General features: G+C 65.2%; 20 protein-coding genes, 1 pseudogene and 1 riboswitch. Of the genes and pseudogenes, 7 read left to right on the top strand and 14 right to left on the bottom strand.

Annotated elements, in window-relative coordinates:
• Positions 1-5 precede the first annotated feature (5 nt).
• Positions 6-182: pseudogene (locus AKG11_RS19025) on the top strand (SDR family oxidoreductase); the annotation flags it as partial.
• Between the two features lie 284 nt (positions 183-466).
• On the opposite strand, the gene AKG11_RS19020 reads toward AKG11_RS19025, so the two are convergent.
• The 3 genes from AKG11_RS19020 to AKG11_RS19010 all read right to left on the bottom strand — a co-directional run bounded on the left by AKG11_RS19020 (position 467) and on the right by AKG11_RS19010 (position 3,267).
• Positions 467-937, bottom strand: coding sequence for a class II aldolase/adducin family protein (locus AKG11_RS19020; RefSeq protein ID WP_256364425.1), 471 nt, complete (start codon positions 935-937; stop codon positions 467-469).
• Between the two features lie 226 nt (positions 938-1,163).
• A complete protein-coding gene (locus AKG11_RS19015; RefSeq protein ID WP_023516909.1) occupies positions 1,164-2,252 on the bottom strand; it encodes an isocitrate/isopropylmalate dehydrogenase family protein in 1,089 nt (362 codons plus the stop codon).
• Positions 2,253-2,340: 88 nt separating this feature from the next.
• Entirely contained in the window at positions 2,341-3,267 is a 927-nt protein-coding gene (locus AKG11_RS19010; protein WP_023516908.1) for a GntR family transcriptional regulator, read from the bottom strand.
• Positions 3,268-3,461: 194 nt separating this feature from the next.
• Between AKG11_RS19010 and acnA the strand changes: the two genes are divergently transcribed.
• On the top strand, positions 3,462-6,041 hold the full coding sequence (gene acnA / locus AKG11_RS19005; protein ID WP_050745052.1) for an aconitate hydratase AcnA: 2,580 nt from the start codon (positions 3,462-3,464) through the stop codon (positions 6,039-6,041).
• A 47-nt stretch (positions 6,042-6,088) separates the two neighbouring features.
• Here acnA and AKG11_RS19000 read toward each other — a convergent pair whose 3' ends face one another.
• Positions 6,089-6,664, bottom strand: a complete 576-nt coding sequence (locus tag AKG11_RS19000) for a TetR/AcrR family transcriptional regulator (RefSeq protein ID WP_050745051.1) — start codon at positions 6,662-6,664, stop codon at positions 6,089-6,091.
• A gap of 87 nt (positions 6,665-6,751) precedes the next feature.
• On the opposite strand from AKG11_RS19000, the gene AKG11_RS18995 reads away from it, so the two are divergent.
• Positions 6,752-8,227, top strand: a complete 1,476-nt coding sequence (locus AKG11_RS18995) for an MFS transporter (protein ID WP_050745050.1) — start codon at positions 6,752-6,754, stop codon at positions 8,225-8,227.
• A gap of 31 nt (positions 8,228-8,258) precedes the next feature.
• Here the strand turns inward: AKG11_RS18995 and AKG11_RS18990 are convergent, their stop codons facing one another.
• From AKG11_RS18990 to AKG11_RS18945, 10 genes are all read right to left on the bottom strand, one after another.
• Positions 8,259-9,446 carry an amidohydrolase family protein gene (locus AKG11_RS18990; protein ID WP_156334110.1) on the bottom strand — a complete coding sequence of 396 codons (1,188 nt, stop codon included), beginning with the start codon at positions 9,444-9,446 and terminating at the stop codon, positions 8,259-8,261.
• Between the two features lie 111 nt (positions 9,447-9,557).
• A complete protein-coding gene (locus AKG11_RS18985; protein ID WP_023516811.1) occupies positions 9,558-9,989 on the bottom strand; it encodes a GlcG/HbpS family heme-binding protein in 432 nt (143 codons plus the stop codon).
• 87 nt (positions 9,990-10,076) lie between these two features.
• Positions 10,077-11,318, bottom strand: a complete 1,242-nt coding sequence (locus tag AKG11_RS18980) for a D-amino acid dehydrogenase (protein ID WP_050745048.1) — start codon at positions 11,316-11,318, stop codon at positions 10,077-10,079.
• Between the two features lie 148 nt (positions 11,319-11,466).
• Positions 11,467-11,557, bottom strand: a riboswitch (glycine riboswitch).
• Between the two features lie 36 nt (positions 11,558-11,593).
• The gene (locus AKG11_RS18975; RefSeq protein ID WP_050745160.1) at positions 11,594-13,024 is read right to left on the bottom strand and encodes an MFS transporter; all 1,431 of its coding nucleotides are present in this window, start codon (positions 13,022-13,024) and stop codon (positions 11,594-11,596) included.
• Positions 13,025-13,178: 154 nt separating this feature from the next.
• On the bottom strand, positions 13,179-14,213 hold the full coding sequence (locus AKG11_RS18970) for an aliphatic sulfonate ABC transporter substrate-binding protein (RefSeq protein WP_050745047.1): 1,035 nt from the start codon (positions 14,211-14,213) through the stop codon (positions 13,179-13,181).
• Positions 14,214-14,265: 52 nt separating this feature from the next.
• Positions 14,266-15,129 (bottom strand): ABC transporter permease, encoded by an 864-nt coding sequence (locus AKG11_RS18965; RefSeq protein ID WP_050745046.1) that lies wholly within the window; start codon positions 15,127-15,129, stop codon positions 14,266-14,268.
• An 11-nt stretch (positions 15,130-15,140) separates the two neighbouring features.
• Positions 15,141-15,977 (bottom strand): ABC transporter ATP-binding protein, encoded by an 837-nt coding sequence (locus AKG11_RS18960; protein ID WP_023516982.1) that lies wholly within the window; start codon positions 15,975-15,977, stop codon positions 15,141-15,143.
• 12 nt (positions 15,978-15,989) lie between these two features.
• A complete protein-coding gene (locus AKG11_RS18955; protein ID WP_023516983.1) occupies positions 15,990-16,319 on the bottom strand; it encodes a 4Fe-4S dicluster domain-containing protein in 330 nt (109 codons plus the stop codon).
• 2 nt (positions 16,320-16,321) lie between these two features.
• Positions 16,322-17,947, bottom strand: coding sequence for an FAD-dependent oxidoreductase (locus tag AKG11_RS18950; RefSeq protein ID WP_050745045.1), 1,626 nt, complete (start codon positions 17,945-17,947; stop codon positions 16,322-16,324).
• A 37-nt stretch (positions 17,948-17,984) separates the two neighbouring features.
• Complete coding sequence (locus tag AKG11_RS18945) at positions 17,985-18,572, bottom strand: thioredoxin family protein (RefSeq protein WP_050745044.1); 588 nt, start codon at positions 18,570-18,572, stop codon at positions 17,985-17,987.
• A gap of 438 nt (positions 18,573-19,010) precedes the next feature.
• Between AKG11_RS18945 and AKG11_RS18940 the strand changes: the two genes are divergently transcribed.
• From AKG11_RS18940 to AKG11_RS18925, 4 genes are all read left to right on the top strand, one after another.
• Positions 19,011-20,051 (top strand): glutamine synthetase beta-grasp domain-containing protein, encoded by a 1,041-nt coding sequence (locus AKG11_RS18940; protein WP_023516650.1) that lies wholly within the window; start codon positions 19,011-19,013, stop codon positions 20,049-20,051.
• A 202-nt stretch (positions 20,052-20,253) separates the two neighbouring features.
• Entirely contained in the window at positions 20,254-21,297 is a 1,044-nt protein-coding gene (locus AKG11_RS18935) for an ABC transporter substrate-binding protein (RefSeq protein WP_050745043.1), read from the top strand.
• 11 nt (positions 21,298-21,308) lie between these two features.
• Entirely contained in the window at positions 21,309-22,445 is a 1,137-nt protein-coding gene (locus tag AKG11_RS18930; protein ID WP_082342528.1) for an ABC transporter ATP-binding protein, read from the top strand.
• A gap of 2 nt (positions 22,446-22,447) precedes the next feature.
• The gene (locus AKG11_RS18925; RefSeq protein WP_050745158.1) at positions 22,448-23,695 is read left to right on the top strand and encodes an ABC transporter permease; all 1,248 of its coding nucleotides are present in this window, start codon (positions 22,448-22,450) and stop codon (positions 23,693-23,695) included.
• Positions 23,696-23,698: the final 3 nt, after the last annotated feature.

Below are 23,698 nucleotides of genomic sequence, written 5' to 3'. Positions count from 1 at the left end.
GCAAACGCGCCCTCGTCGCCGATCCCGCCTTTTCCGCCTGGCTGGAAAAGCGTACGCCGGCGGGCCGCTGGGGCAAGGTGGAGGAGCTTGTCGGCGCGTGCATCTTCCTTGCCTCCGATGCTTCCTCCTTCGTGAACGGACACACGCTTTATGTCGACGGCGGCATCACGGCCTCACTGTGAGGAAAACAGGCGCACCGTCCTGATGAGCGTCTCCGGCTGCGGCACGTCCGCCGTCCGCGCGGCACATCGCCCCGTTACCTTCGTGCACTTTTCCGGCAGCAAGGAGCTGACTACCGCCGGCATGACCGGCGGGCGGGGCATTTCATGCCGCTGCCGCCAGCGACTACGTGATCCCCAGCCTCAACTCCCCAGCCATTGTACGCTGCGCCATCTTCCGCGATGCCGACACGGGCCCTTCTCGTTGCTCGGTTCCCCGGTCTTCCCTTCGTTGAGTACGATCCCCCTCAGGCCCTGCCAAACACGGCTTTCAACTCCGCGACATTCTCCGGCGACAGCATGCGCCGGGGGGCACCGCGCAGGAGAACCAGGAGCTTGGCGGTTTCCTCCAGCTCCTCGGCGGCATAGACGGCGGAGGCGATGTCCGTTCCGGTGACAACCGGCCCATGATTGGCGAGCAGCACGGCAGCACAACGCCCGCCGAGATCGCAGATCATCTCCCCCATCCGCGTGTCACCCGGCTTCACATAGGGCAGCAGCTTCACCGCGCCGACGCGCATGACGACATAGGGGGTGAGCGGCGGGATACAGTCGTCGGGGTCCGTATCGGCAAGACAGGACAGCGCGGTGGCGAAGGTCGAATGGAGATGCACCACCGCGCCCGTCCCTTCCCGCGTCTCGTAGAACGCCCTGTGCAGGAACACTTCCTTCGACGGCTTGTCACCGGAAACGTGGTTGCCGCATAGTCGGCCGGATATCCGGCAGGAAGCTCCTCGGCGAATGCACCGAAGGTGGTCATGAGCGCAGTGCCGAACACAAGGGCAGCCGCGCGGGCGGATAGGATCCTGTTCATCATCTCATCTCCCAAAGATTGAACCCGCGTCGCGAAAACAGCCGCGGGCAATGCGCGAGGGCCACTCCCTGCCCTCGCATCCTCCCCGTTTGTGTTTTGGTTTTCAGCAAATCAAAACACAAACAATACCATCAGGCGCGCTTCCGCTCGCCACCACCGTTCCGAACCGCACCCGCCACGCGAGAGCCGAAAACGTCTGTGTTGGTGGCGCCACCGAGATCGCGCGTGCGCGAACCCGGATCAGCCAGGATCTCGTCGACAGCGCGCTCGATTTCCGCACCCGCCGCCTCGAACTGCGGCAGGTCGCGTTGCTCGCCGAGCCAGCTCAGCATCATCGCTGCCGACAGGATGAGTGAGGTGGGGTTGGCGATATTCCTGCCCTGGATGTCCGGCGCCGAACCGTGCTGGGCCTGAGCGCAGACGAGGCCGGTCTCGGCATTGGCATTGATCGAGCCGGCAAGGCCAAGGCTGCCGGAAAGCTCGCTTGCAAGGTCCGAGAGGATGTCCGAATAGAAGTTGGTCGCCACGATCACGTCGAAGCGCGAGGGATCGCGCACCAGATGGGCCGCCATCGCATCGATGATGACGTCGTTGAGCGTCACCTCCGGAAACTCGGCGGCAACCTTGTGGACCTGCTGCAGAAAGAGGCCATCGGTCAGGATGAAGTTGTTCGCCTTGTGGACCGCAGTCACCTTCCTGCCCCGCTTCATGGCGAGCAGGAATGCCTGGCGCGCAATGCGTTCGCAGGCCGAAGCCGTGATCTTGCGGACCGACAGCGCCACGTCCGGTGTTGGCATGAACTCGCCCGTGCCGGCGAACATGTTGCGGTCGGGGTAAAACCCTTCCGTCGCCTCGCGCATGATGACGAGATCCATCGTCTTGGCGTTGTTGAGGAAGGGACGCGAGCGGGCCGGGCGCACATTCGCATAGAGGTCGAGCTTGACGCGGAAACCGGCAGAGACGTTCGCACCCCCCTTGTCGCGGGGCGGGTAGTCCATGTGCGACTGCGGGCCGAGGACGATGCCGTCGAAGGTACGCGCCCGTTCGATCGTCTCGTCCCGCAGCGTCGTGCCGAACTTTTCCAGGCTGGTGAAGCCGGTGTCTTCGAAGTGGTATTCGAGGCCGAGACCGAAGGCCGCATCCGCAGCCTTCAGGACCTCCATGGTTGCCGCGGTGATCTCGGGGCCAATCCCGTCACACGGCGTCACGAACAGTTTCATCAGATCCATCTCCCATAAGGCGACGAGCGATAGCGCCGCGCAATGTCACGGGAGAAGTATTGGCTTTTTTAATTCATAAATGCAATCTCTATTTTTCGGGACCTTCTTTTTCATGCGCCTGGTGCGACCAGGACCAGGCAACGGGCGACTTCTTGGAGAGCGCACCGCCGAGATGCCGGCGCATCGTGTAGGACGCCTCGACGATCTCGCCGCGCTCGAGAAGATCGAGAATTTCGAGGTGTTCCTGGCATTGCCGCACAGTGCGGCTGCGGTCGACGCGCGAGCGGTATTCGAGAAGACGGCGCATGCGGTTCACGCGCACGAGCGAGAGATGGAAGAACGGGTTGTTCGACATCTTGATCAGCTCCTCATGGAAGGACGCACCATTGTGCAGCAGCCGCTCGGCCGGTAGGCGCTCGATGTCGGTGTCCAGCATCCGCTGCTGGATACGCCGCTGCTCCTCGATGATCTTCCGGTCGAGGCGGAACTCCGGTTCCAGCATGGCGGCCGGCTCGATCAGCATGCGGAACCGATAGATCTGCTCGAAGGCCTCCGGCGTCTTCGCCACCGGCAGGAAGCGCCAACCGTATCCCTGCTTGCGCTCCGCCCAGCCCTCGCGGGTAGCACGCATCAGGACATCGTTGAGCTGCGATTTGGTCAGTTCATAGCGCTCGCGCAACATCTGCTCCGTCACCTCGGCGGGGATGCGGTCCGTCAGCCAGTCCTCTGCCAGCCGCTGGTAGTCATTCGCGATCTCGAATGGCTCGGCATCGTCGCGCACCCGCTCGACGATGCCTCCGGCCGTCTCCCGCACGAAGAAGCCACGGTTTTCCTTCTGCTCCAGCAATCCCTGACTTGCCAGCATGTCCATCGCCTCACGCACAGGCGAACGGGAGACTCCGAAGCGGTCCGCCAGCTGCTGGGTCTTGACATGGTCGCCCACCGTCAACTCCCCGGAGGTGACGAGAAGGGTGATTTCGTTGGCGATGGTCTGGGCCAGCTGGCTGGAGCGCATGTCTTCGGTGTCCCTGGTCTTCCGGAGGGGCGTGTCGGGCAGAGGTTATTCCACGGGTGGGGCAAAAGAAACAATAGCCCAGATTTTTTGCATATCCTGCCGGATAAAAGCCAATGAGAGGCCAGATTCCGATTGACACATCCATATAATTGGCTTTTTAAGTTCTAAAAATCATTTTCTTGGAGCTTTCGGCGATGCGGCAGATCGAAACGGCGCAGGGAACCGCCCGGCTCGTCCCGTTGAACGAGGTCTTCGAAGGTCGGCTCGAACGCTTGCCCGTCGTCCTGCGCATCCTGCTCGAGAACGTGGCACGGCGCGACCCTGGCCGGCTGGCGGCCTTCGTCGCCGCGCTCGACCGCTGGATCGAGGACGGCACGAGCGAGGGGGAGGTCGATTTCCATCCGTCCCGCGTGCTGATGCACGACACGACCTGCGTGCCCGCACTGGTGGATATCGCCGCCATGCGCGACGCCATCGCCGAGGCTGGCGGCGACCCTTCGTCCCTGACCCCCGCGCTGCCCGTCGACGTTTCGGTCGACCACAGCGTGGCCGTCGACTGGTATGGTCGCCCGGGCGCGCGCGAACACAACATGCGCCGCGAGATGGACCGCAACAGCGAGCGCTACCGTCTGATGAAATGGGCGACCACCGCGCTGCCCGGCGTCCGGGTCCATCCACCCGGCACCGGAATCATGCACACGCTGAATCTCGAACAGCTCGCCACGGTCATCGGGATCGAGGGGCGCGACGGTGAGCGTTGGGTTGCGCCCGACACGCTCGTCGGCACGGACAGCCACACGCCGATGATCAACGGCATCGGTGTTCTGGCCTGGGGTGTCGGCGGGCTCGAGGCTGAGAGCGTGCTTTTCGGCATGCCGGTGACGCTGCGCATTCCTGACGTGGTCGGTGTCCACCTCACCGGGCGACTGAGGCCCGGCGTGCTGTCGACGGACCTCGCGCTCGAGGTCACCCACCTGCTGCGCCGGCACGGCATCGCCGGCGAGTTCGTCGAATTCTTCGGCGCGGGCGTCTCCACGCTGACCGGCGGCGACCGGGCGGTCGTCGCCAACATGGCACCGGAATACGGCGCCTCGACCGGCTTCTTTCCGATCGATACACAAACGATCGCCTATCTTCGTGAAACGGGGCGCTCGGCCGAACATTGCGCGCTGGTGGAGACGGCGGCAAGGGCGCTCGGCCTCTGGTTCGATCCCGCCGCGGAACCGCGCTACACCCGCGTCGTCGAGCTCGATCTTGCAAACGTTGCGCCGCTTCTCGCCGGCCCGTGCCGGCCGCAGGACAAGCTGCCACTTGACGAGGCGGCACGGGCACTGGAGGCGGCAAGCGGCCAACCGTTCCGGCAGGGAACACAGGACATACCGGATGGCGCGATCGCCATCGCCGCCATTACGAGCTGTACGAACACCTCCGACCGTCGGCTGCTTGCCGCCGCAGGCCTCGTCGCACGCAGGGCCCGCTGCCTCGGCCTTCGCCCGCCCGCCTGGGTCAAGACCTCCCTTGCGCCCGGCTCACCCTCCGCCGAGCAGTTTCTCTCGGCCAGCGGACTGCTTGCCGATCTGGAAGCGCTGGGCTTCGGCATCGTCGGCCATGGCTGTACGACCTGCATCGGCAATTCCGGGCCGCTGCAGCCGGACATGGCAGAGGCGATTGCCGGTGGAACGGTGGCAGCGGCGCTGCTTTCAGGCAACCGCAACTTTCCGGGGCGTGTGCATCCGGCCCTGCAGTTCGGCTTTATTGCGTCTCCGCCACTCGTCGTCGCCCTGTCGCTTGTCGGCAGGATCGTGCCCGATCCCATGAATGTCGAGATCGCCCGCGGGGGCGGCAGCACCCCGATCCGCCTTGGCGAACTGCTCGCGTCAGACGCGGAAATCGATGCTGTGGTGCGACAGTTTTCCGAGCCGCAGGCCTTCAGGGAGGCCTTTGCGCAGGCCGGGCAATACGAACCCTGGCAACAGCTCGATGCGCCGCGATCCGTGCGCTTTCCGTGGTCCGAGACCTCCACCTATCTCCGCCGGCCGCCCTTTGCCGCCGCGGGACAGGAAAACCGGCTGGGCGCCTATACGGCCCATCCCCTGCTCGTCCTCGGCGACGACATGACGACCGACCACATCTCACCGGCCGGCCAGATCGCAGCCGGCAGTCTTGCCGGGCAACACCTCATCGAACGCGGAGATCCCCCGGCCGACCTCAACGTCTACGCCGCCCGGCGCGGCAACTGGCAGGCCATGGTGCGCGGCCTTTTCGACAACCGGACTGCCGCGAACGTCCTGATCGGCGGCCGGCCGGCCTCGCGGACCATCCATGCGCCGACGCTGGAGGAAGGCCCGCTCTGGAACGTCGCCGAACGATACCGGGCGGAGGGCCGTTCCGTCGTCCTCGTCGCCGGCGAGCGCTACGGCACCGGCTCGTCACGCGACTGGGCCGCCAAGGGCGTGGCGCTGCTCGGCGTGCGCGCGGTGCTCGCCCGCAGCTTCGAGCGCATCCACCGCACCAATCTCGTCGGCATGGGCGTGCTTCCCATCGTGATCGACCGCGCGACGCCCTTTTCCCCGGGGCCAACGGACCGTATCGAGATCGACGCCACGCAGGTGGTACCGCGTGGCCCGATCAGAGTGACCCTGCTGCGGCCCGACGGCACCCGCCAGCAATTGCAGGCCCGCGCCGCAGTGGAAACGGACCGGGAGGCCGCCATCCTGGTTTCCGGCGGCATGATCCCGGCGATCCTCTCCGCGAGGCTTCGCCGGCAGGCCTGAAGCATTCGTCGCGGGAATGCGGCAACACCCCCCAAGACGATAGTGGCCTATTTCGACGGGTCCTCGTTTCCTCTCCCGCCGCGCCCACCTGCAAGGGCAAGCATGTCGGAGAACAGGGCCGTCCATTGGGCCTCTGTGATATCGATAAGGCCGAAGGCCTTCAGCAGGAAGGCGCCCTCACCAGCGAGGAAGGCGAGCGCCGCCTGCCTGTCCTCCGCCTTGTCCATATCCAGCCCCGCCAGGCGATGCGTGTACCAGACCCGGCTCGACGCCACCTGCTCCGGGCTTTGCAAGAGGGCCGTCATCATTACAGCGGAACGAGAGTACTCCGCCTCGTCGCTGTCGCGGGTCGCGAGCAGATGTCCGCGGATGACGGACTGCGGCGAGCGGTCATCGCCCGCATGCGCCATCACCTCCCCCTCGAACGTGCTGCCCCAGCGCTCGATCATCGAGCGGATCAAATTCTCCTTCGTGCCGAAGCAATATTGCACGCCGCCCTTCGTGATGCCCGCGGCGCGCGCGACGGCATCGAAGGTCAGGCCCGTCGCACCGTCCAAGGCCACGATCGCCTCCGCGGCGTCCAGAACACGGTCGCGATCTATACTGCGCGGTCGTCCTGCCATTTCACCTCTTCCATTTCAATACGAACGTATTTATATAGCGCCCCACGCGCATGCAACCTCTAAACACCATGCCCAAGGATCATACCCATGTCTCGTGGTAAACGCTGGCTCGTTCTCGCCGTCGTCTCCAGTGCCCTCTTCCTGATCGTCATCGACATGACGGTGCTCTACACGGCCCTGCCCAAACTGACGCACGCACTGTCAGCGACAGCCGCGGAAAAGCTCTGGATCGTCAACGCCTATCCACTTGTTGTCGCCGGCCTGCTGCCCGGTCTCGGTACGCTGGGCGATCGGCTGGGCCACAAGCAGATGTTCATGGCCGGCCTCATCGTGTTCGGTCTCGCCTCGCTCGGCGCGGCCTTCGCCCCCTCCTCCGCCCTCCTGATTGCCGCACGCGTCGTCCTGGCCGCCGGGGCCGCGATGATGATGCCCGCCACGCTGTCGCTCATCCGCCTCACCTTCACCGACGAGAAGGAGCGCGCCTTCGCCATCGGCATCTGGGCTGCGGTCGCCTCGGGCGGGGCAGCGCTCGGCCCCGTCGTCGGCGGGCTGCTGCTCGAATATTTCTGGTGGGGCTCCGTCTTCCTGATCAACGTTCCGGTCGTGCTCGTCGCGCTCGCGGCAAGCGCCGTCCTGCTCGCCCGCCGCGCGGGAGACCGCACCCGGCCCTGGGATCTCCTCGGCTCCGTGCAGGTGATGTTCGGCCTCGTCGGCCTCACCTATGCCGTCAAGGAAGCGGGCAAACGCGATCCTTCCTGGGAAAGCGCAGCCATCGCGCTCGCCATCGGCCTTGCGGCGATGACGGTATTCATCCGCCGCCAGCGCCGCAGCGCGGCACCGCTGATCGATTTCGCGCTCTTCGCCAATCCGCGTTTTACCGCGGGCGTCGTCACCGCACTCGTCGCCTCCGCCGCCCTCATCGGCGTGGAGCTGGTCTTCAGCCAGCGGCTTCAGCTCGTGCTCGGCTATTCCCCGCTCGAGGCCGGCCTGCTCATTCTGCCGATCCCCGCAGCCGCCTTCTTCGCCGGGCCGCTTACCGGGCTCGCCCTGCCGCGCCTCGGTGGCGAACGGGTACTCTGGGCCGCACTGCTGCTGTCCGGGCTTGCGCTTGCCGCCTTCCTCGCCACGCACCAGGGACCGACGGGTTACTGGATCGCGGCCCTCGCCGCGATGGGCTTCGGTGTCGGCGCCTCCATGACGGCGGCATCGGCCGTGATCATGCTCTCGGCACCGGAGGAGCAGGCCGGCATGGCCGCCTCCGTGGAGGAAGTTTCGTTCGAACTGGGCGGCGCGCTCGGCATTGCACTGCTCGGAAGCCTGATGTCCGCCCTCTACTCGAAGGCGATGGTGGTGCCGCAGGGCATAGCGCTTGCCGACGAGGCCCGCGACAGCCTCGACGAGGCGCTGGTTCTTGCCGACGGCCTCAAACCGGACCAGGCACAACAGGTCATCACCCTTGCCCAGTCCGCCTTCGACTATGCCTTTGTCGGCGTTGTCGGCGTCGCCGTGGCGATGCTGATTGCGGTCGCTTTCACGCTCTACTGGAAACTGAGCCCGCGCTGATCATCGCACGAGTGCCGCGCTACGCGCGGCCTCACTCCACCCAGGCACCGTTGCGCGCGACGATACGGCCGCGCTTGACCACCAGGCTGCGCTTCGGCCGGTCGACGAGGATCTGCGCCCGGTTTTCGCCCTCGATCAGCACAAGGCTGCCCTCGCGACCGACATCGAGGCCGTAGCCTTCAAGATCGAGCAGGGCGGCGCCGCGCGCCGTGCCCATGTCGAGCGCAGCGACCAGCTCGTCATCGGTGCGGCAATAGGAGCGGTAGGACAGCAGCCAGCAGCGCTCCAGCATGTCGCCGTTGCCGTGCGGGTTCCAGGTGTCACGCAGGGAATCCGAAGCGACGGCGCATCTGACGCCGCGTCGAGCCAGCTCGAAAATCGGCGGAAAATCGATCTCGCCCGGAACGGCGGAAATGATGCCGATATCGTTTTCCGCAAGGACGTCGATCATCCTGTCCACCGCATCGGCCGCCCCGTCGCCAAGACAGAAGGCATGGCTGACAACGACGCGGCCCTGCATGCCGTTCGCCCTGGTACGCTCGGCGATCATCTTCAAGGTGGCCAGGCCGAGTTCGCTCGCCTCGTGCAGGTGGATGTCGATCTTCGCCCCCTTGCGGCTGGCGATGTCGAAGACCGTGTCGAGATGCCCTTTGGGATCACCGTCGATATCGGTCGGATCGATGCCGCCGATGATGGATGCCCCCTCGTCGAGCGCCGCTTCCATCAGATCCGCCGTGCCAGGGTCGATCATCATGCCGAGCTGCGGAAACGCGACGAGTTCGAGACCCACGGCGTGGCGCGTCCTTTCATGGGCGCGCAGCACCGCATGCAGGTTGTCGAGCTTGTAGCCGCTGGAAATGTCGACATGGCTGCGGATATGGGTCGAGCCCATGGCAACGCACTGCCGCATGAGGTTGCCGGCGCGCTCCTCCGTGCTCCAGGGCAGGTTCTGGCGGATCTCGACCTCGTTGTCGATCATCGCACGCAGCGAGGGCGGCACATTGATGCTGTGCCACGGCAGGCCCCAGAGGATCTTGTCGAGATGCACGTGCGGCTCGACGAAGGGAGCGATGGCGACGGCATTGCCGCCATCATGCGCGGGAACGCCCGGCTCGCGCGGCAGGTTTGCACCGATGGCGACGATCCTGCCGCCCTTGATCAGGATGTCGGCAGTCTCACCGCCATCGGGCCGGACATTGGTTACAAGCAGGTCGGTCATTTCGGAGAACCCTGAAATCAGCACGGATGCGGGTGGAGAACGTCATTCTTTTCCCGCTTTGCCAATCTCCGCTCTCCACCGTCCACTTGGCAACCGTTGAGGATGCAAGCCTCAATCGACCTGGGCGACGAGGCCCACGGACTTGATACCGGCAACCGCGCAGATCTCGTCATTGTCGGAGGTATCTCCGGTGATACCGACCGCACCAAGCAGCGCCCCGGCGGCATCGCGGATCAGCACGCCGCCGGGAACGGCGACGATCTTGCCACCCGAGACGGCGGTCAGGCCTTCAATGAAGTGCGGGCGCTCCTTCGCGTTCTTGTCCAGCCAGCGTGAGCCCATGCCCACGGCGAGCGAACCATAGGCTTTGCCGAAAGCGATCTCATAGCGCAGCATGGAGGCACCGTCCTGCTTCTGGAAGGCCTTCAGGTGCCCTCCGGCATCGAGCACCGCCACGGTGAGCGGCTTGAGGCCGGCCTGAGCGCCCGCCTCCAGGGCGGCGGCGATGATGCTGTTGGCGACGGCAAGGGTAAGTTCGGCCATGTCTGTCCTCGTAGGGTCCTGTTTTCCGAAAGGTCCCGGCGAAGGATCGCCGGAACCCGAACTGTCGAAAGCTTCGCTGCCCTTCTATCAGGCGGCGATGGCGCGGTCTGCTGCCATTTCGCCGGCAATCGTATCCGTCACCATCTGCGCGGTCGCTGCCGAAAGTGTCCAGCCGAGATGGCCGTGGCCAGTGTTGTAGAACACACCCGGCTGACGCCCCTTGCCGACCCGCGGCATCATGTTGGGCATCATCGGGCGGAGACCCGCCCAAGGCACGACACGATTGGTATCGGCCTCGGGAAACAGCATGCGCGTCCAGTCGACGAGCGGCTTGACGCGGTCGTGGCGGATGTCGCGGTTCATGCCGTTGAATTCGGCCGTGCCGGCAACGCGGAAACGGTCGGGGCCAAGACGGCTGGTCACGATCTTCGCCCGGTCGTCGAGCAGGCTCACCCAGGGGGCTGCCGCCTGGCTGCGCTCGTCATCGAGATGCACGGTGATCGAGTAGCCCTTGACGGGATAGATATTGACCCGGTCGCCGAGCATGGCGGCAATCTGGCGACTGGCCGTGCCGGCGCAGACGACGACGCCATCCGCCTCGACCTGGCGCTCCGCGCCCTCACCCGTCGCATAGCTGATGCGGAATGCACCGTTTCTGCCGATCGCCGTAACGCGGGCATCGAAAAGGAACCGGGCGCCCCGGCGCTGGCAGGCCTTCGCAAGGCCCGAGGTGAACTTGTGGATGTCGCCGGTCGAATCCGACGGCGTGTAGAAGCCACCATGGAAGGCCCCGTGCAGGGTCGGCTCGATCGACTTGACCTCTTCGGCCGTCACCGCCCGGCGATCGAGCCCGCCCTCGGTCAGCATGGCGTTGACCTTCGCGGCGTGGTCGAAGCTCGCCTTGTCCCAGTAGATGTGCAGGATACCGCGGCGCACATGGTCGAAATCGATGTTTTCGCGCTCGGCGATGGAGAAGAGGTGCTGCCGGGCGGCGATCGCCAGACGGGTCGTTTCCACCGTGTTGTCGCGATAGCGCATGATGTTCGAGACGAACTCGGCAAGCCAGGAATATTTGTGCCAGGTCGGCCGCGGGTTCATCAGCAGCGGCGCGTCGTTCCGCATCATCCATTTGACACCCTTGAACAGGGTGGACCAATGGTTCCAGACCTCGGCATTGCTGGCGGAAAGCTGACCGCCATTGGCAAAGGAGGTTTCCATGGCAGCGTAGCGCTGGCTTTCGAGCACGGTAACGTCGAAGCCACGCTCCAAAAGAGCATAGGCAGTGGTGACGCCGGTAATACCGGCGCCGATAACGGCGATATGGGGCATATAGGTCTCTCGCTCCGTATGACATCAGGGTACGGGCCGGAGCCCGCGTTTTCCCCAATCTGTCACGGTACCTGAGAGTTTACCCGCACGGCACGGCCGCGGCGGCTTTCCCCTTCGGTGGACGCTCACAGCGTCTCTCTCCAGATCGTTCAACTGCACGGTCACTTGTGCCTGAGAGTTTCCTGGGGGGTTGCTCCGTCGGCGCCGGCCTTGCAGCCGGTCTCTCCCATGCAGTCTTGTCGAACGCGCGCAGGCTACCGCAATCTTGAGGAGAATCAAGAGGGGCGATGACGATGTCCCGAAACTTCCGCCCCGGCACCGCCAGGCAGCGCGAGGAAACGCAGGGCCGAGACGAGCCCGATGGCGGCGATGCACAGGAAGGCGGCACGGATATCCACCAGCATGCCACCGCCAGCGGCCTCGGGGAAAAGGGCGGCCGAAAGGCGGATGAAGGCGGCGGCAACGGCGACGCCGAGAAGCTGCGCGAGCTGCTGCAGCATGGCGGAGATGGTAGTCGCCGCGCTGCGCTGGGCGGGCGTGACATCGGCAAAGGCGATCGTCGTCAGCGCGGTGAACTGCATAGAGCGGGACAGTCCGCAAACGATCAGCAGCCCGAAGAGCAGCAGCCACGGCGTGTTATCGTCGACGAAAGCGAAGGCGCCGATCGTCAGCGCAGCGACAAGGCCGTTGACGACGAGCAGCGTACGGAAGCCGAAAAGGCGCAGCGCCGGCGTCGTCACGCTCTTCATCAGGAGGTTGCCAAGGAAATAGACGAGCACGAGCGAGCCGGTCTCGACGGCGTCCATACCGAGGCCGACCTGGAACAGGAGCGGCAGCAGGAAGGGCGTGGCATTGACCGCAAGCCGCCCGGCAGTACCGGCCGAGAGCGTCGCGAAGGCAAAAGTCGGAACCTTGAGCACGGCCATGTCGAGCAGCGCATGCGGCGCGCACCGGAGATGACGGATGGCAGCCCAACCGGCGGCAAGGCCGAGGGCGAGAACGGCAAGCGTGCCGGCACCGCCCGTCGGCGCGCTGGAGAGCTCCAGGCCGGCAAGCGTGAGGGCGAGCGCGCTTCCCGTCAGCAGGAAGCCTTTGAGATCGAAGGGGCGCGCGCCCTCGGCCGGCGCTTCCGGCACGAAGAACAGCACGAGCACCACGCCGAGCAGGCCGAGCGGCAGGTTGATGAAGAAATTCCACTCCCAACCGGCATGGGTTGTAACCCAGGCGCCGATCAGCGGCCCGACCACCGGCGCGATCAGCGCCGGCCAGGTGATGGTGGCGATCGCTCGCACCAACTCCGCCTTCGGCGCGCCGCGCAGCACGAGCTGGCGCCCGACGGGCGTCATCAGTGCGGCGGATGCGCCCTGAAAGAGCCGCGCCGCGGTGAACTCGCCAAGCGAACCGGAAAAGCCGCAGGCGACGGAAGAAAGCGTGAAAAGTGCGATCGCCGTCACGAAAACTTCGCGGGCGCCGAACCGGTCGGCAAGCCAGCCGGCCAGCGGAATGAACACGGCCATGGCAAGCAGATAGGCCGTGAAGCCGATGTTGAGCCCCACGACATCTGTCGAGAAGGCCTTCGCCATCGCCGGCAGCGACGTCGCGATGATCGTGCTGTCGAGCATCTGCATGAAGAACGCCACGGCGACGACGGCCGGGACGATGCGGGTGCGGTGGAGCGGTATGGGCTGTGAGGGAATGGAAGACATCGCAATCACAAAAAAGGCGACGGCGTTCAAAACGCCGCCGTCCGATCCTATAGAGCAATTCCAGCGAGAGCGCGAAGCGGATTTGCCGGACGTGCAAGGAGACAAACGAAGGGAGCGTTTCCGCAATCCGGAGACAAGCGGAAGCGCCCGTAAATCAGTTGCTGGCATCCAGCTTTTTGACGGCGGCATCGTAGAAGGAGCGATCGATCCAGGTGTCGTAGTTGACCTTGCCCTTCAAAAGCTCGGCATCGGCCATGAACACCTCCTCACCCTGAAGCGCACGCACGGCCTCCTCGGTCACCTGCGGATCCTGGAAGAACTTGCCGTCCGGATAGGTCGCGCGCACGGCCTTGTCGCTGTTGCCGGTCTCCCTGACGAAGATCGCGATCGTCTCTTCCGGATTGGCGTCGGCCCAGCGCGCCGCCGCGATATCGACGGCCAAAAGGCGCGTCACGATGTCGGGGTACTTGCGGGCGAAATCGCCGTTGACGCTGAGGAGATGCGGCACGGCCCATTCCGGGCTGCCGGAAACGCCGGCATCGAAGATCACCCGGGCTTCGCCTTCCTCGACCAGCTTCTGCACAGGACCGGTGCTCTCCACGAGGGCATCGACGTCACCACGCGACAGGGCCGGACCGGAGCTCTCGATGCCGAGATTGAGGCTCTCGACGTCGCCCAGCGAAAGGCCCACCGTCTTCAGCGCCTTGGCGAAAGTCGAATGGCGCACCGTGCCGGCGAGATAGGCGACCTTCTTGCCCTTGAGGTCCTCGATTTTCTGGATCGGCGAATCCGGCTTCACGACGATTTGCGTCTCGTTGGAGCGGTTCCAGCTCGACAGGCCGATCAGCTTCACGTCGGCGCCGGTGGCCGCAAGGCGCAGCGAGGGGTTGTTGCCGATATAGGTGAAGTCGATTGCGCCGGAGCCGAGGGCGACGGTCGCCGCCGAGCCACCGTCGAAGGTGGTCAGCTCAACCTTGATGCCGTCCTTGGCGAACTCGTCCTCCAAGAGCTTCTTGTTGCGGTAGAGGATGAACTTCAGGTGGCCAGGCGCCGTGGAGCCGATGCGGATGACGTCGGGCTTCGCCTCGTCGGCGGAGGCCGTCGCAAGGCCAGCACCGGGCAGGATCGACAGCGCGAGTGCGATTTTCAGGAGTGTCCGGCGCAGCGGAAGGAGCGGAAACGATGTCATGGGCAAATCCTTTCGGGATGGGTCGTTGATTGAGGAAGCGATGCGATCGGGATCAGTTCGGGCCGCTTTCGCCGCTGCCGCGCCAGTGCGTCGCACGCCGTTCACCAGCAACGAGCAGGTAGTTGAGCAGGAGGCCGATGATCGTCAGCGTCAGGATGCCCGCATACATGCGATCGGTTTCCAGCATCAGCGACGAATTCTGGATGAGGTAACCAATGCCGGACTGGGCCGCGAGCATCTCGGCCGCGATCACCGAGAAGAGCGAGGTCTTCACGCCGAGCCGGGCACCGGCGACGATCGAGGGAATGGCGGAAGGGAAGATCACCTTCTTGAAGAGGTCCCAGTCCGAGGTGCCCATGGAGCGTGCCGCCTTGACGAGCAGCGGATCGACGGACTTCACGCCGACGATCGTGTTGATCAGAAGAAAGAACACTGCGGCATAGAAGGTGATGGCGATCTTCGAGGCTTCGCCGATACCGAGAACGAGGATGAAGACCGGCAGCAGCGCGAATTGCGAGGTGTTGCGCAGCGTCTGGACGAGAAAGTCGGAGGCTTTCTCGAACAGCGAATAGCGCCCCATCAGGAAGCCGAGCGGCACGGCGGTGACGACGGCCAGCGCAAAACCGATCGCCGCCCGTTGCAGGCTGATGCCGATGTGGTCGGCAAGCTGGCCGGAGACGATCATCTCCCAGAGCACCGCAAGCACCTGGCTCAGCGGCGGGAAGAACAGGGCATTGATCCAGCCGATACGCGGTGCGACCTCCCAGAGCAGCGCGAAGGCGACGAGTGCCGGCAGGCCGAGCGTGATGGTGGAGACGGTCTCGCCGAAAGCACTCGGCGCCTTGGAAGAGGTGCGCTTGCGGCGCAAGGAAAAGGCGGTGCGCAGTGGCAGGTTGCGGTCGACGATGAGGCTCATCGGATCCTCCCTCAATTGGCGTAGGTGGAAGCAAGGGTCCAGTCGCGCTGGGCCTTGCCGACTTCGTCGCGCAGGCTTTCCCAGACGCGGCCGCGATAGGCGTTGAAGGCTTCGCTGTTGCGGATATCGAGATCACGCGGGCGCGGCAGGTCGATTTCGACGATCTCCTTCACGCTCGCCGGCCGGGCGGTCATCACCACGACGCGGTCGGCAAGATAGATCGCTTCGTCGATGGAATGGGTGACGAAAACCACCGTCGTCTTGATCTGCTCCCAGATGCGAAGGAGCTCGCTCTGCAGGATATCGCGGGTCTGCGCATCGAGCGCGGCAAAGGGCTCGTCCATCAAGAGGACCTGCGGATCCGTCGAAAGCGCCCGGGCGATCGCCACGCGCTGCTGCATGCCGCCGGAAAGCTGCGAGGGGAAACGGTCCTCGAAGCCCTTGAGACCGAAGAGATGCAGGAAGTCCTTCGCCCGCTCGCGCCGCTCGGCTGCTGGAACGCCACGCACTTCCAGCGCATATTCGACATTCTGCAAGGCCGTGCGCCAGGGAAAGAGCGCATATTGCTGGAAGACATAGGCCGTGCGGGCATGGGGTTTGGTGACCTCGATGCCATCGATGCGGGCGACGCCCGAGGTCGCCTCGGTCAGCCCGGCGATCACGTCGAGGAGCACCGACTTGCCGCTGCCGGAGGGCCCGACGAGCGTGATGAACTCGCCGCTGTTAATGGTGAGGTCCACGCCATCCAGCACCGCGATACGACTGGACGTGACACCGTCGACGGTCACGGTCTGGCCGGGCTTCAGGTTGAACGACTTGCGCACAGCGCTGACGGCGATGCGTTCCATGGTATCTCCTTTTCAGACCTGTGCCACGCGGATGTGGCGGGTCGGATCATTCCTTGTTCCCCCGGCGCGGCCGCGGTTCCAGCCGAGCGCGCGGGCATAAGCGCCGAAGAGGTCGCGCTCGAGGACGTCGGGCTCGGTGATGCCGGTCGGGCCATCCGCCTGCTCGGCGACGTAGAGCGCATCGGTCGGGCAGTAGATTTCGCAGAGGAAACAGGTTTGGCAGTCGTCCTGTCGGGCGATGACGGGAAGCCCCGTCTCGTCCCGATCGAAGACGAAGGCCGGACAGATGCGCTCGCAGATATCGCAGCGGATGCAGCGGTCGGCGGAGACGACTTCGATCATCCTCAGCCCTCCTGCGCCGTCTCGAGGGAAAGGGTCTCCCGCACCGCCGTCACGCGATCGAGGCCTGAGACGATGATGCGGCTTGCCTGCGCCTCGCTCTCGCCCGGAAAATCGCGCCGGCGGTGCACGCCGCGGCTTTCCGTGCGCAGCGCGGCCGCGGCAACCGTCCAGCGGGCGCTGGCGGTGACGGCCGCGACCTCGCGGGTCTGCAGGCGGTCAAGGCCCGCGGCAGGCGAGGCCCCGTTCAGCCGGGACCAGAGGTCCTCCAGCGTCCTGCCACTCGCTTCAAGCGTGGCAGCCGTGCGCCAGTAACTCTTGTCGAGCGGGGCGATCTCGTCGTGCACCGTACGGGCGGCGGCGGCAAGATCGATGGCCTCCCCGGCCGGGCCGCGAAGGCCTGTCCTGCCGAGTGGGCGCAGGCGGTTTCCATCACGTCCCTGCCAACGGCGGGCGTGCCGGGCCGCGCCATGGCCGGCCCACCAGCCACTGGCGATCGCCCAGGAGGCATTGATTGCGCCGCCGCCCGAAATGCCGCCCGTCACGTTCTCGCGGCTCGCTGCGTCGCCGGCGGCATAGAGGCCGGAAATACCGGTGCCGCAATCGGAGGAGACGATGCGGATGCCACCGGTGCCGCGCACCGTGCCCTCGTATTTGAGATCGACACGGAAGAGATCCTCGAACGGATTGACGCCCATGCGCTCATACGGCTGGAAGCAGTTCGGCTGGCCGCGCCGCAGCCAGTCCTGCATGGCGGGTTCGGCAAGATCGAGCCGGGCGTAGACCGGACCGGACAGAAGCGCTTCTGCCACCAGCCGCTCCCCGCCGCCGATGCCGTTCGTCACCGGCTCGCCGCGAGCGTCGCGCAGCACCTGACCGTCCGCGCCGTAGAAGGTGGCCCAGCGGAAAGGCAGGCCCTTGTTCAGCGACGTGCCATGCGGGGCGAGCGTGTATTTGCCGGTGAACTCCATGCCGGACAGCGATGCACCGGCCTCCGCGGCGAAGAGATAGCCGTCGCCGGTCAGCCCCGTACCGCCAAGGATGCGTTCGAAAAAGGCGCAACCGCCCGTGGCCAGTATCACGGCCCCCGCCCGGACCTGGAAACTTGCCCCGGTGCGGCGCGCAAGCCCTGCGGCGCCAGCGACATGATTGTCGTCGCCAAGCAATTCGAGGACCGGGTGATGATCGAGGATCGTCACGCCGGCCTTCTGCACGCGCTGGCGCAGGAAGCGCATGTAATCCGGCCCGCGCAGATTGGCGATGTAGAGGCTGCCGTCCTCCTCGCTCGGGAACGGATACCCCCATTCCACCAGCTTCTGGAGGTTCTCGTAGGCCTGGTCGGCGGCGCGCAGCATCCAGCGGCGGTCGGCAAGGCCGACTGTGCGCTTGAAACGCTGCTCGACGGAGGCCGCCCGTCCTTCGCCCGGCGGCACGCACCAGGTCCCCGTGTTCGACGGCGCGGTGGCGCCACTTGTGCCATGGTAGCCCTTGTCGGCCAGGACGACGCGGGCGCCGGCCTCGGCCGCCGACAGCGCCGCCCAGCCGGCGGCCGGCCCGCCGCCGACGACGAGCACGTCCGTTTCGATGAGGCGCCCCTCCAGGGTGGGCTGTTCCTTGCGACGCGATGCCATGATGTTCCGGCCTGGTACGAGGAGAATGACGGCCGGTTCAGGCGGCGGTGGGAAACCAGGAGGGCTCGTTGCCGGCTGTCCACTTGATGTTGCAGCCGATGGAGGGAACCTGTGCCGCTGCTGCAGCACCCCCGATCAGCACAGCTTCCACGGCCGCACGTAGATCCGCGCCGGTGACGTCCTTGCCGTTGCCCGGGCGGGCGTCGTCGAACTGGCCGTGATAGGCCAGCCTGCGCTCGCGGTCGTAGAGGAAGAAGTCCGGCGTGCAGGCTGCGCCATAGGCTTTGGCGACGCCTTGCGTTTCATCCTTCAGGTAGGGGAAATCATAGCCATAGGTCTTCGCCTCGATGCCGAGCCGTTCGAGCGCTTCCTCCGGATGCGCCTCCGCGTCGTTGCTGTTGATCGCGACGATGGCAAGCCCCTGCCCGGCATGATCGCGGGCGAACTGCGCCAGCGCCTCGCGGATCAGCACCACGAAGGGGCAGCGGTTCGAGATGAAAGCGACCAGCAGTGCCGGGCTATCCGCGAAATCCTTGAGGCTGAACGCGGCGCCATCGGCATCGAACAGAACAAAGTCCGGAGCGCGGGTCCCCAGCGTGATGGGATTGGATTCGGTCTTGGGCATGATATCCTCCTGGCAAGCCAACGAGACTATTAAAAGATATAATCCATAGATTTTATAGGCAATGAATCGCTGCGATTGCCAGTCACCGGAGATATTCTTCGCGCACCGCCGCGGCATCGTGAAATTTTTCACCTCACCGGAGGTCCAGCGATCCATCTGCCCGGAGTTCCAGTGGGCCGAAGGTTACGCCACTGGCTTCAAAAACGAGCAATGCCTTAAAGCCCGCCTCGTTCCGCCCATTTTTTGTGCAACGCGCCCCTTCTTTCAGCGAAAGTATCGCCGTGTTTGCGGGCAGACCTCCGCAGGACGATGAATTTTCCGCAGATATCCGCGCTCGCTTCGATCTGGCACGTTTGATGCATTTCATCTGCTATCCGGTTGTCGAGCGCCCCAGGCGTCCGGCAGCCTCGTAAAACCAGCGTCACGTGAGAGAACGAAATGACAAAGTACAAGCTCGAATACATCTGGCTCGACGGTTACAAGCCCAGCCCGAACCTGCGCGGCAAGACCCTCATCAAGGAATTCGACGCTTTCCCGACGCTGGAACAGCTTCCGCTCTGGGGTTTTGACGGTTCTTCCACGATGCAGGCCGAAGGATCGAGCTCGGACTGCGTGCTGAAGCCGGTCGCCGTCTATCCTGATCCCGAGCGCAAAAACGGCGTTCTCGCCCTCTGCGAAGTCATGATGCCCGACGCCAAGACGCCGCATCCGTCGAACACGCGCGCCTCCATCCTCGATGACGACGGCGCCTGGTTCGGCTTCGAACAGGAATACTTCTTCTACCAGAACGGCCGGCCGCTCGGCTTCCCGGATGCCGGCTTCCCGGCTCCGCAGGGCCCGTACTATTGCGGTGTCGGCTACAGCAATGTCGGCGCCACCGCCCGCAAGATCGTCGAAGAGCATCTCGACATCTGCCTTGCCGCCGGCATCAACCATGAAGGCATCAACGCGGAAGTCGCCAAGGGCCAGTGGGAATTCCAGGTCTTCGGCAAGGGCTCGCGCAAGGCTGCCGACGAGATCTGGCTTGCCCGCTACCTGCTGCAGCGCCTGACCGAAAAGTACGGCATCGACGTCGAATATCACTGCAAGCCGCTCGGCGACACCGACTGGAACGGCTCGGGCATGCACGCCAACTTCTCGACCGCCTACATGCGCGAAGTCGGCGGCAGGGACTATTTCGAAGCCCTCATGGGCGCTTTCGCAGAAGCCCGTGCCGACCACATCGCCGTCTACGGACCGGACAACCACATGCGCCTGACCGGCAAGCATGAAACGGCCTCGATCCACCAGTTCAGCCATGGCGTGGCAGACCGCGGCGCATCGATCCGCGTGCCGCACTCCTTCGTCAACAACGGCTACCGCGGCTATCTGGAAGACCGCCGCCCGAACTCCCAGGGCGACCCCTACCAGATCGCTTCGCAGATCCTGAAGACGATCTCCACCGTCCCGACCGACGTCGAGAACCGCGAAGCAGCCTGACCGGCGTTTCGAAACGAAAGATACAACGCCCCGTTTTACGGGGCGTTTTTTTGTCCGGCGCATGCCGATAAGCGGCGCTCATGTCTCCATCATACCTACTTATTTGCGCCGCAGCATGGCGCAACATAGGCTTTCCTCACAGCCCGCAATCAAGACGGGCGGCGCGACGGGCATTTGAATCTGTCTCCAGAGAGGAATTTCCATGTTCAGAAAACCCATGTTTCTGGCAGCGACGGCGCTTGCCTCCTGTTTGTTTCTCGGCGCGGCGAGCGCCGCTGAACCGCTTTCCGTCATGAGCTTCGGCGGCGCCTACCAGGACGCCCAGCGCAAGGCCGTCTTCAGCGCCTATGCCGAAGAAACCGGCCGGGCCGTCTCCGAGCAGGAATACGGCGGCGAGATCGCCAAGATCAAGGCGATGATCGACAGCGGCAACACGACGATCGACGTGGTCGACGTCGATGCGCCGACGCTGCTGCAGGGCTGCGACGAAGGCATTTTCGAAACGATCGATTGGGAGAAGATCGGACCGAAATCGGAATGGCTGGCCGGCACGACATCGGACTGCGGCGTCGGCACGATCGTCTATGCGACGGTGCTCTCCTACGACGAGACGAAGCTCGAAAAGGCGCCGACGAAACTTGCCGACCTCTTCGACCTTGCCGCCTTCCCCGGCAAGCGGGGCCTGTGGAAGAACCCCGCGACCAACCTCGAATTTGCGCTGCTTGCCGATGGCGTGCCGTCGCAGGACGTCTATACGGTGCTCGCGACGCCGGAGGGTCTCGACCGCGCCTTCGCCAAGCTCGACACGATCAAGGAGCAGATCGTCTGGTGGGAGGCCGGCGCGCAGGCCCCGCAACTGCTCGCCTCGGGCGAGGTGACCATGACGACGGCCTGGAACGGCCGCATCTTCAACGCCAACAAGGAAGGCCGCGCCTTCGGCATCGTCTGGGACAACCAGATCCTCGATTCCAACTACTGGGTCATTCCCAAGGGCGCGAAGGACCTCGAGGGTTCCCTCGCCTTCATCCGCTTCGCCGTCGCGCCGAAGGTGCTGGCCGGTATCGCCAAATACATCCCCTACGGCCCCGTTCGCTCGACGGCGGCTGCCGAAGTGGCCGCAGAAGACGCAAAAAACCTGCCGACGAGCCCGGCCAACCTGACGACCTCGCTCACGCTCGACAACGCCTTCTGGGCCGACCATGGCGACGAGATCCGCAAGCGCTTCACCACCTGGCTTTCCAACTGAAGGACGGGCGGATGAACACGATGACGCTGGAAAGGAGGCGGCTCGGCGACGAGCCGTCGCCATCCCCTGCCGCCAATCCGATGGTCGCCTTCGAGAGGGTGCAGAAGACCTATGACGGGCGCACGCTGGTGGTGGAGGACCTGAACCTTGCCGTGCGGCGCGGCGAGTTCCTCACCATGCTCGGCCCGTCCGGCTCAGGCAAGACGACGACACTGATGATGCTCGGCGGCTTCGAGCAACCGACGAACGGGCGCATCCTGCTGGAGGGGCAGGCGGTGGAACGCCTGCCGCCCGAGCGGCGCGACATCGGCTTCGTCTTCCAGAACTATGCGCTCTTCCCGCATATGACGGTGGCCGACAATGTCGGTTTTCCGCTGCGTTACCGCGGGATCCGCGGGGCGGATGCGGCACGGCGGGTTGCGGAGGCGCTTGCCATGGTCAGGCTCGACGGGCTTGGTGAACGCCGCCCGGCGCAGCTTTCCGGCGGCCAGCAGCAGCGCGTGGCGCTCGCCCGCGCCATGGTGTTCAAGCCGAAGCTCATCCTGATGGACGAACCGCTCGGCGCGCTCGACAAGCAGTTGCGCGAGCACATGCAGATCGAGATCCGCAGGATCCAGCAGCAGCTCGGCATCACCATGGTCTATGTGACGCACGACCAGTCGGAGGCGCTGACCATGTCCGACCGGATCGCCGTCTTCAACGACGGCCGCATCCAGCAGCTCTCCGATCCGGTGACGCTCTACGACCGGCCAGAGAACCGCTTCGTCGCCGGCTTCATCGGCGACAACAACACGCTCTCCTGCGAATTCCTCGGCAGCGAGAACGGCCTCGCCTTCGTGCGGATGAAGGACGGAACGCGCCTTGCAGCGAGCGGGCCGGCGCATCCCGCGCAAAACGACCTCACCGTCTCGCTGCGCCCCGAACGACTTGCTCTCGACGGCGCGGGAAGCGCGAACGCGGAAAACCGCATCAAGGCCCGGGTGCTCGACAAGACCTTCCTCGGCGACCGGGTGCGTCTCACCCTCGAAGCTTTCGGCACCGAACGCCTCGTCGCCAGCCTGCCGGCAGCCGAAGGCGCGACGGCCCTGCCCGGAAGCGAGGTCGGCATGGCCTTTTCCGCCGCCGATTGCAGATTGCTGGCGAGGTGACCGTGACACAGACCCTTTCCCTCCCCTCCCCAGCCGCCGCCCCGAACCTGCGCGCCGCACTCCGGCGAGCCGAACGGCCGGGCCGGCTCGGCGCGCTCGCACTGGCATTGCCGGCGCTGCTCTTCCTCGTCGTCACCTTCGCCGCGCCGATCGGGCTCTTCCTCACCACGGCCGTGCGAAACCCGGAGGTGCGCGATACCCTGCCGCAAACCGCCGCGATCCTTGCCGACTGGGATGGGCTGGCGACGCCGGGCGAGGCAGCTTACGCCGCGCTTCTCGGCGATCTGACCCGCGCCAAGGAGGAAAACACCGCTGCCGCGCTTGGAAAACGGCTGAACTACGAAAGCGCCGGCATGCGCAGCCGCATCATGTCCGTCGTGCGCCATCTCGGTGGTTTTCAGGACGGTGCCCTCGCCCCGCAATTTGCCGCGCTCGATCCCGTCTGGGCAAGCCCGGACCTCTGGGCGATCATCAAGCGCAATGCCGCGCCCGTGACGCCCTACTACCTGCTGACGGCGGTTGACCTGCAACAGGACGCGTCCGGCGCCGTCACGCGCGTCAAGGACGACCAGGCCGTCTTTCTCGGCATCCTCGGGCGCACCCTCTGGATCGCCGGCCTCGTGACGGCGGCGACGCTTCTTCTCGGTTTCCCGACGGCCTATGTCATTTCGCTGGCGCCCGCGCGCATTGCCGGCTTCATGCTGCTGATGGTGCTGCTGCCGCTCTGGACCTCGCTTCTGGTGCGCACCACCGCCTGGGTCGTGCTTTTGCAGACGGACGGCGTCATCAACCAGGCGCTCCTGGCGCTCGGCCTCACCACCGAAAAGCTGCAACTGATGCTGACGCGCTTCGGCACGGTGACGGCAATGACCCATATCCAGCTTCCCTTCACCATCCTGCCGATCCTCAGCGTCATGAAATCCATTCCCGCGGGACAGATGCGGGCGGCGCGTTCGCTCGGTGCCCCGCCGTTCTTCGCCTTCTGGCGGGTCTACGCGCCGCAGACGCTTCCGGGCGTCGCCGCCGGCTGCCTGATGACCTTCATCCTGTCGCTCGGCTACTACATCACGCCCGCGCTGGTCGGCGGCCCGCGCGACCAGATGCTCTCGAACTTCATCGCCACCTATATCAACCGCGACCTGAACTGGGGCATGGCGGCGGCGCTGGCCGGCCTGCTTCTCGTCATGACGATCTCCATCTATCTCCTGTTCCTGCGCCTCGTCGGCGCGGAGCGTATCAAGCTTGGATAGAAC

Origin of the sequence: Shinella sp. SUS2 (genome assembly GCF_001262505.1) — a bacterium.
Classification (GTDB): Bacteria; Pseudomonadota; Alphaproteobacteria; order Rhizobiales; family Rhizobiaceae; genus Shinella.
Note: the sequence above shows the minus strand (reverse complement) of the source record. Positions and strands in the feature narration are given on the sequence as shown.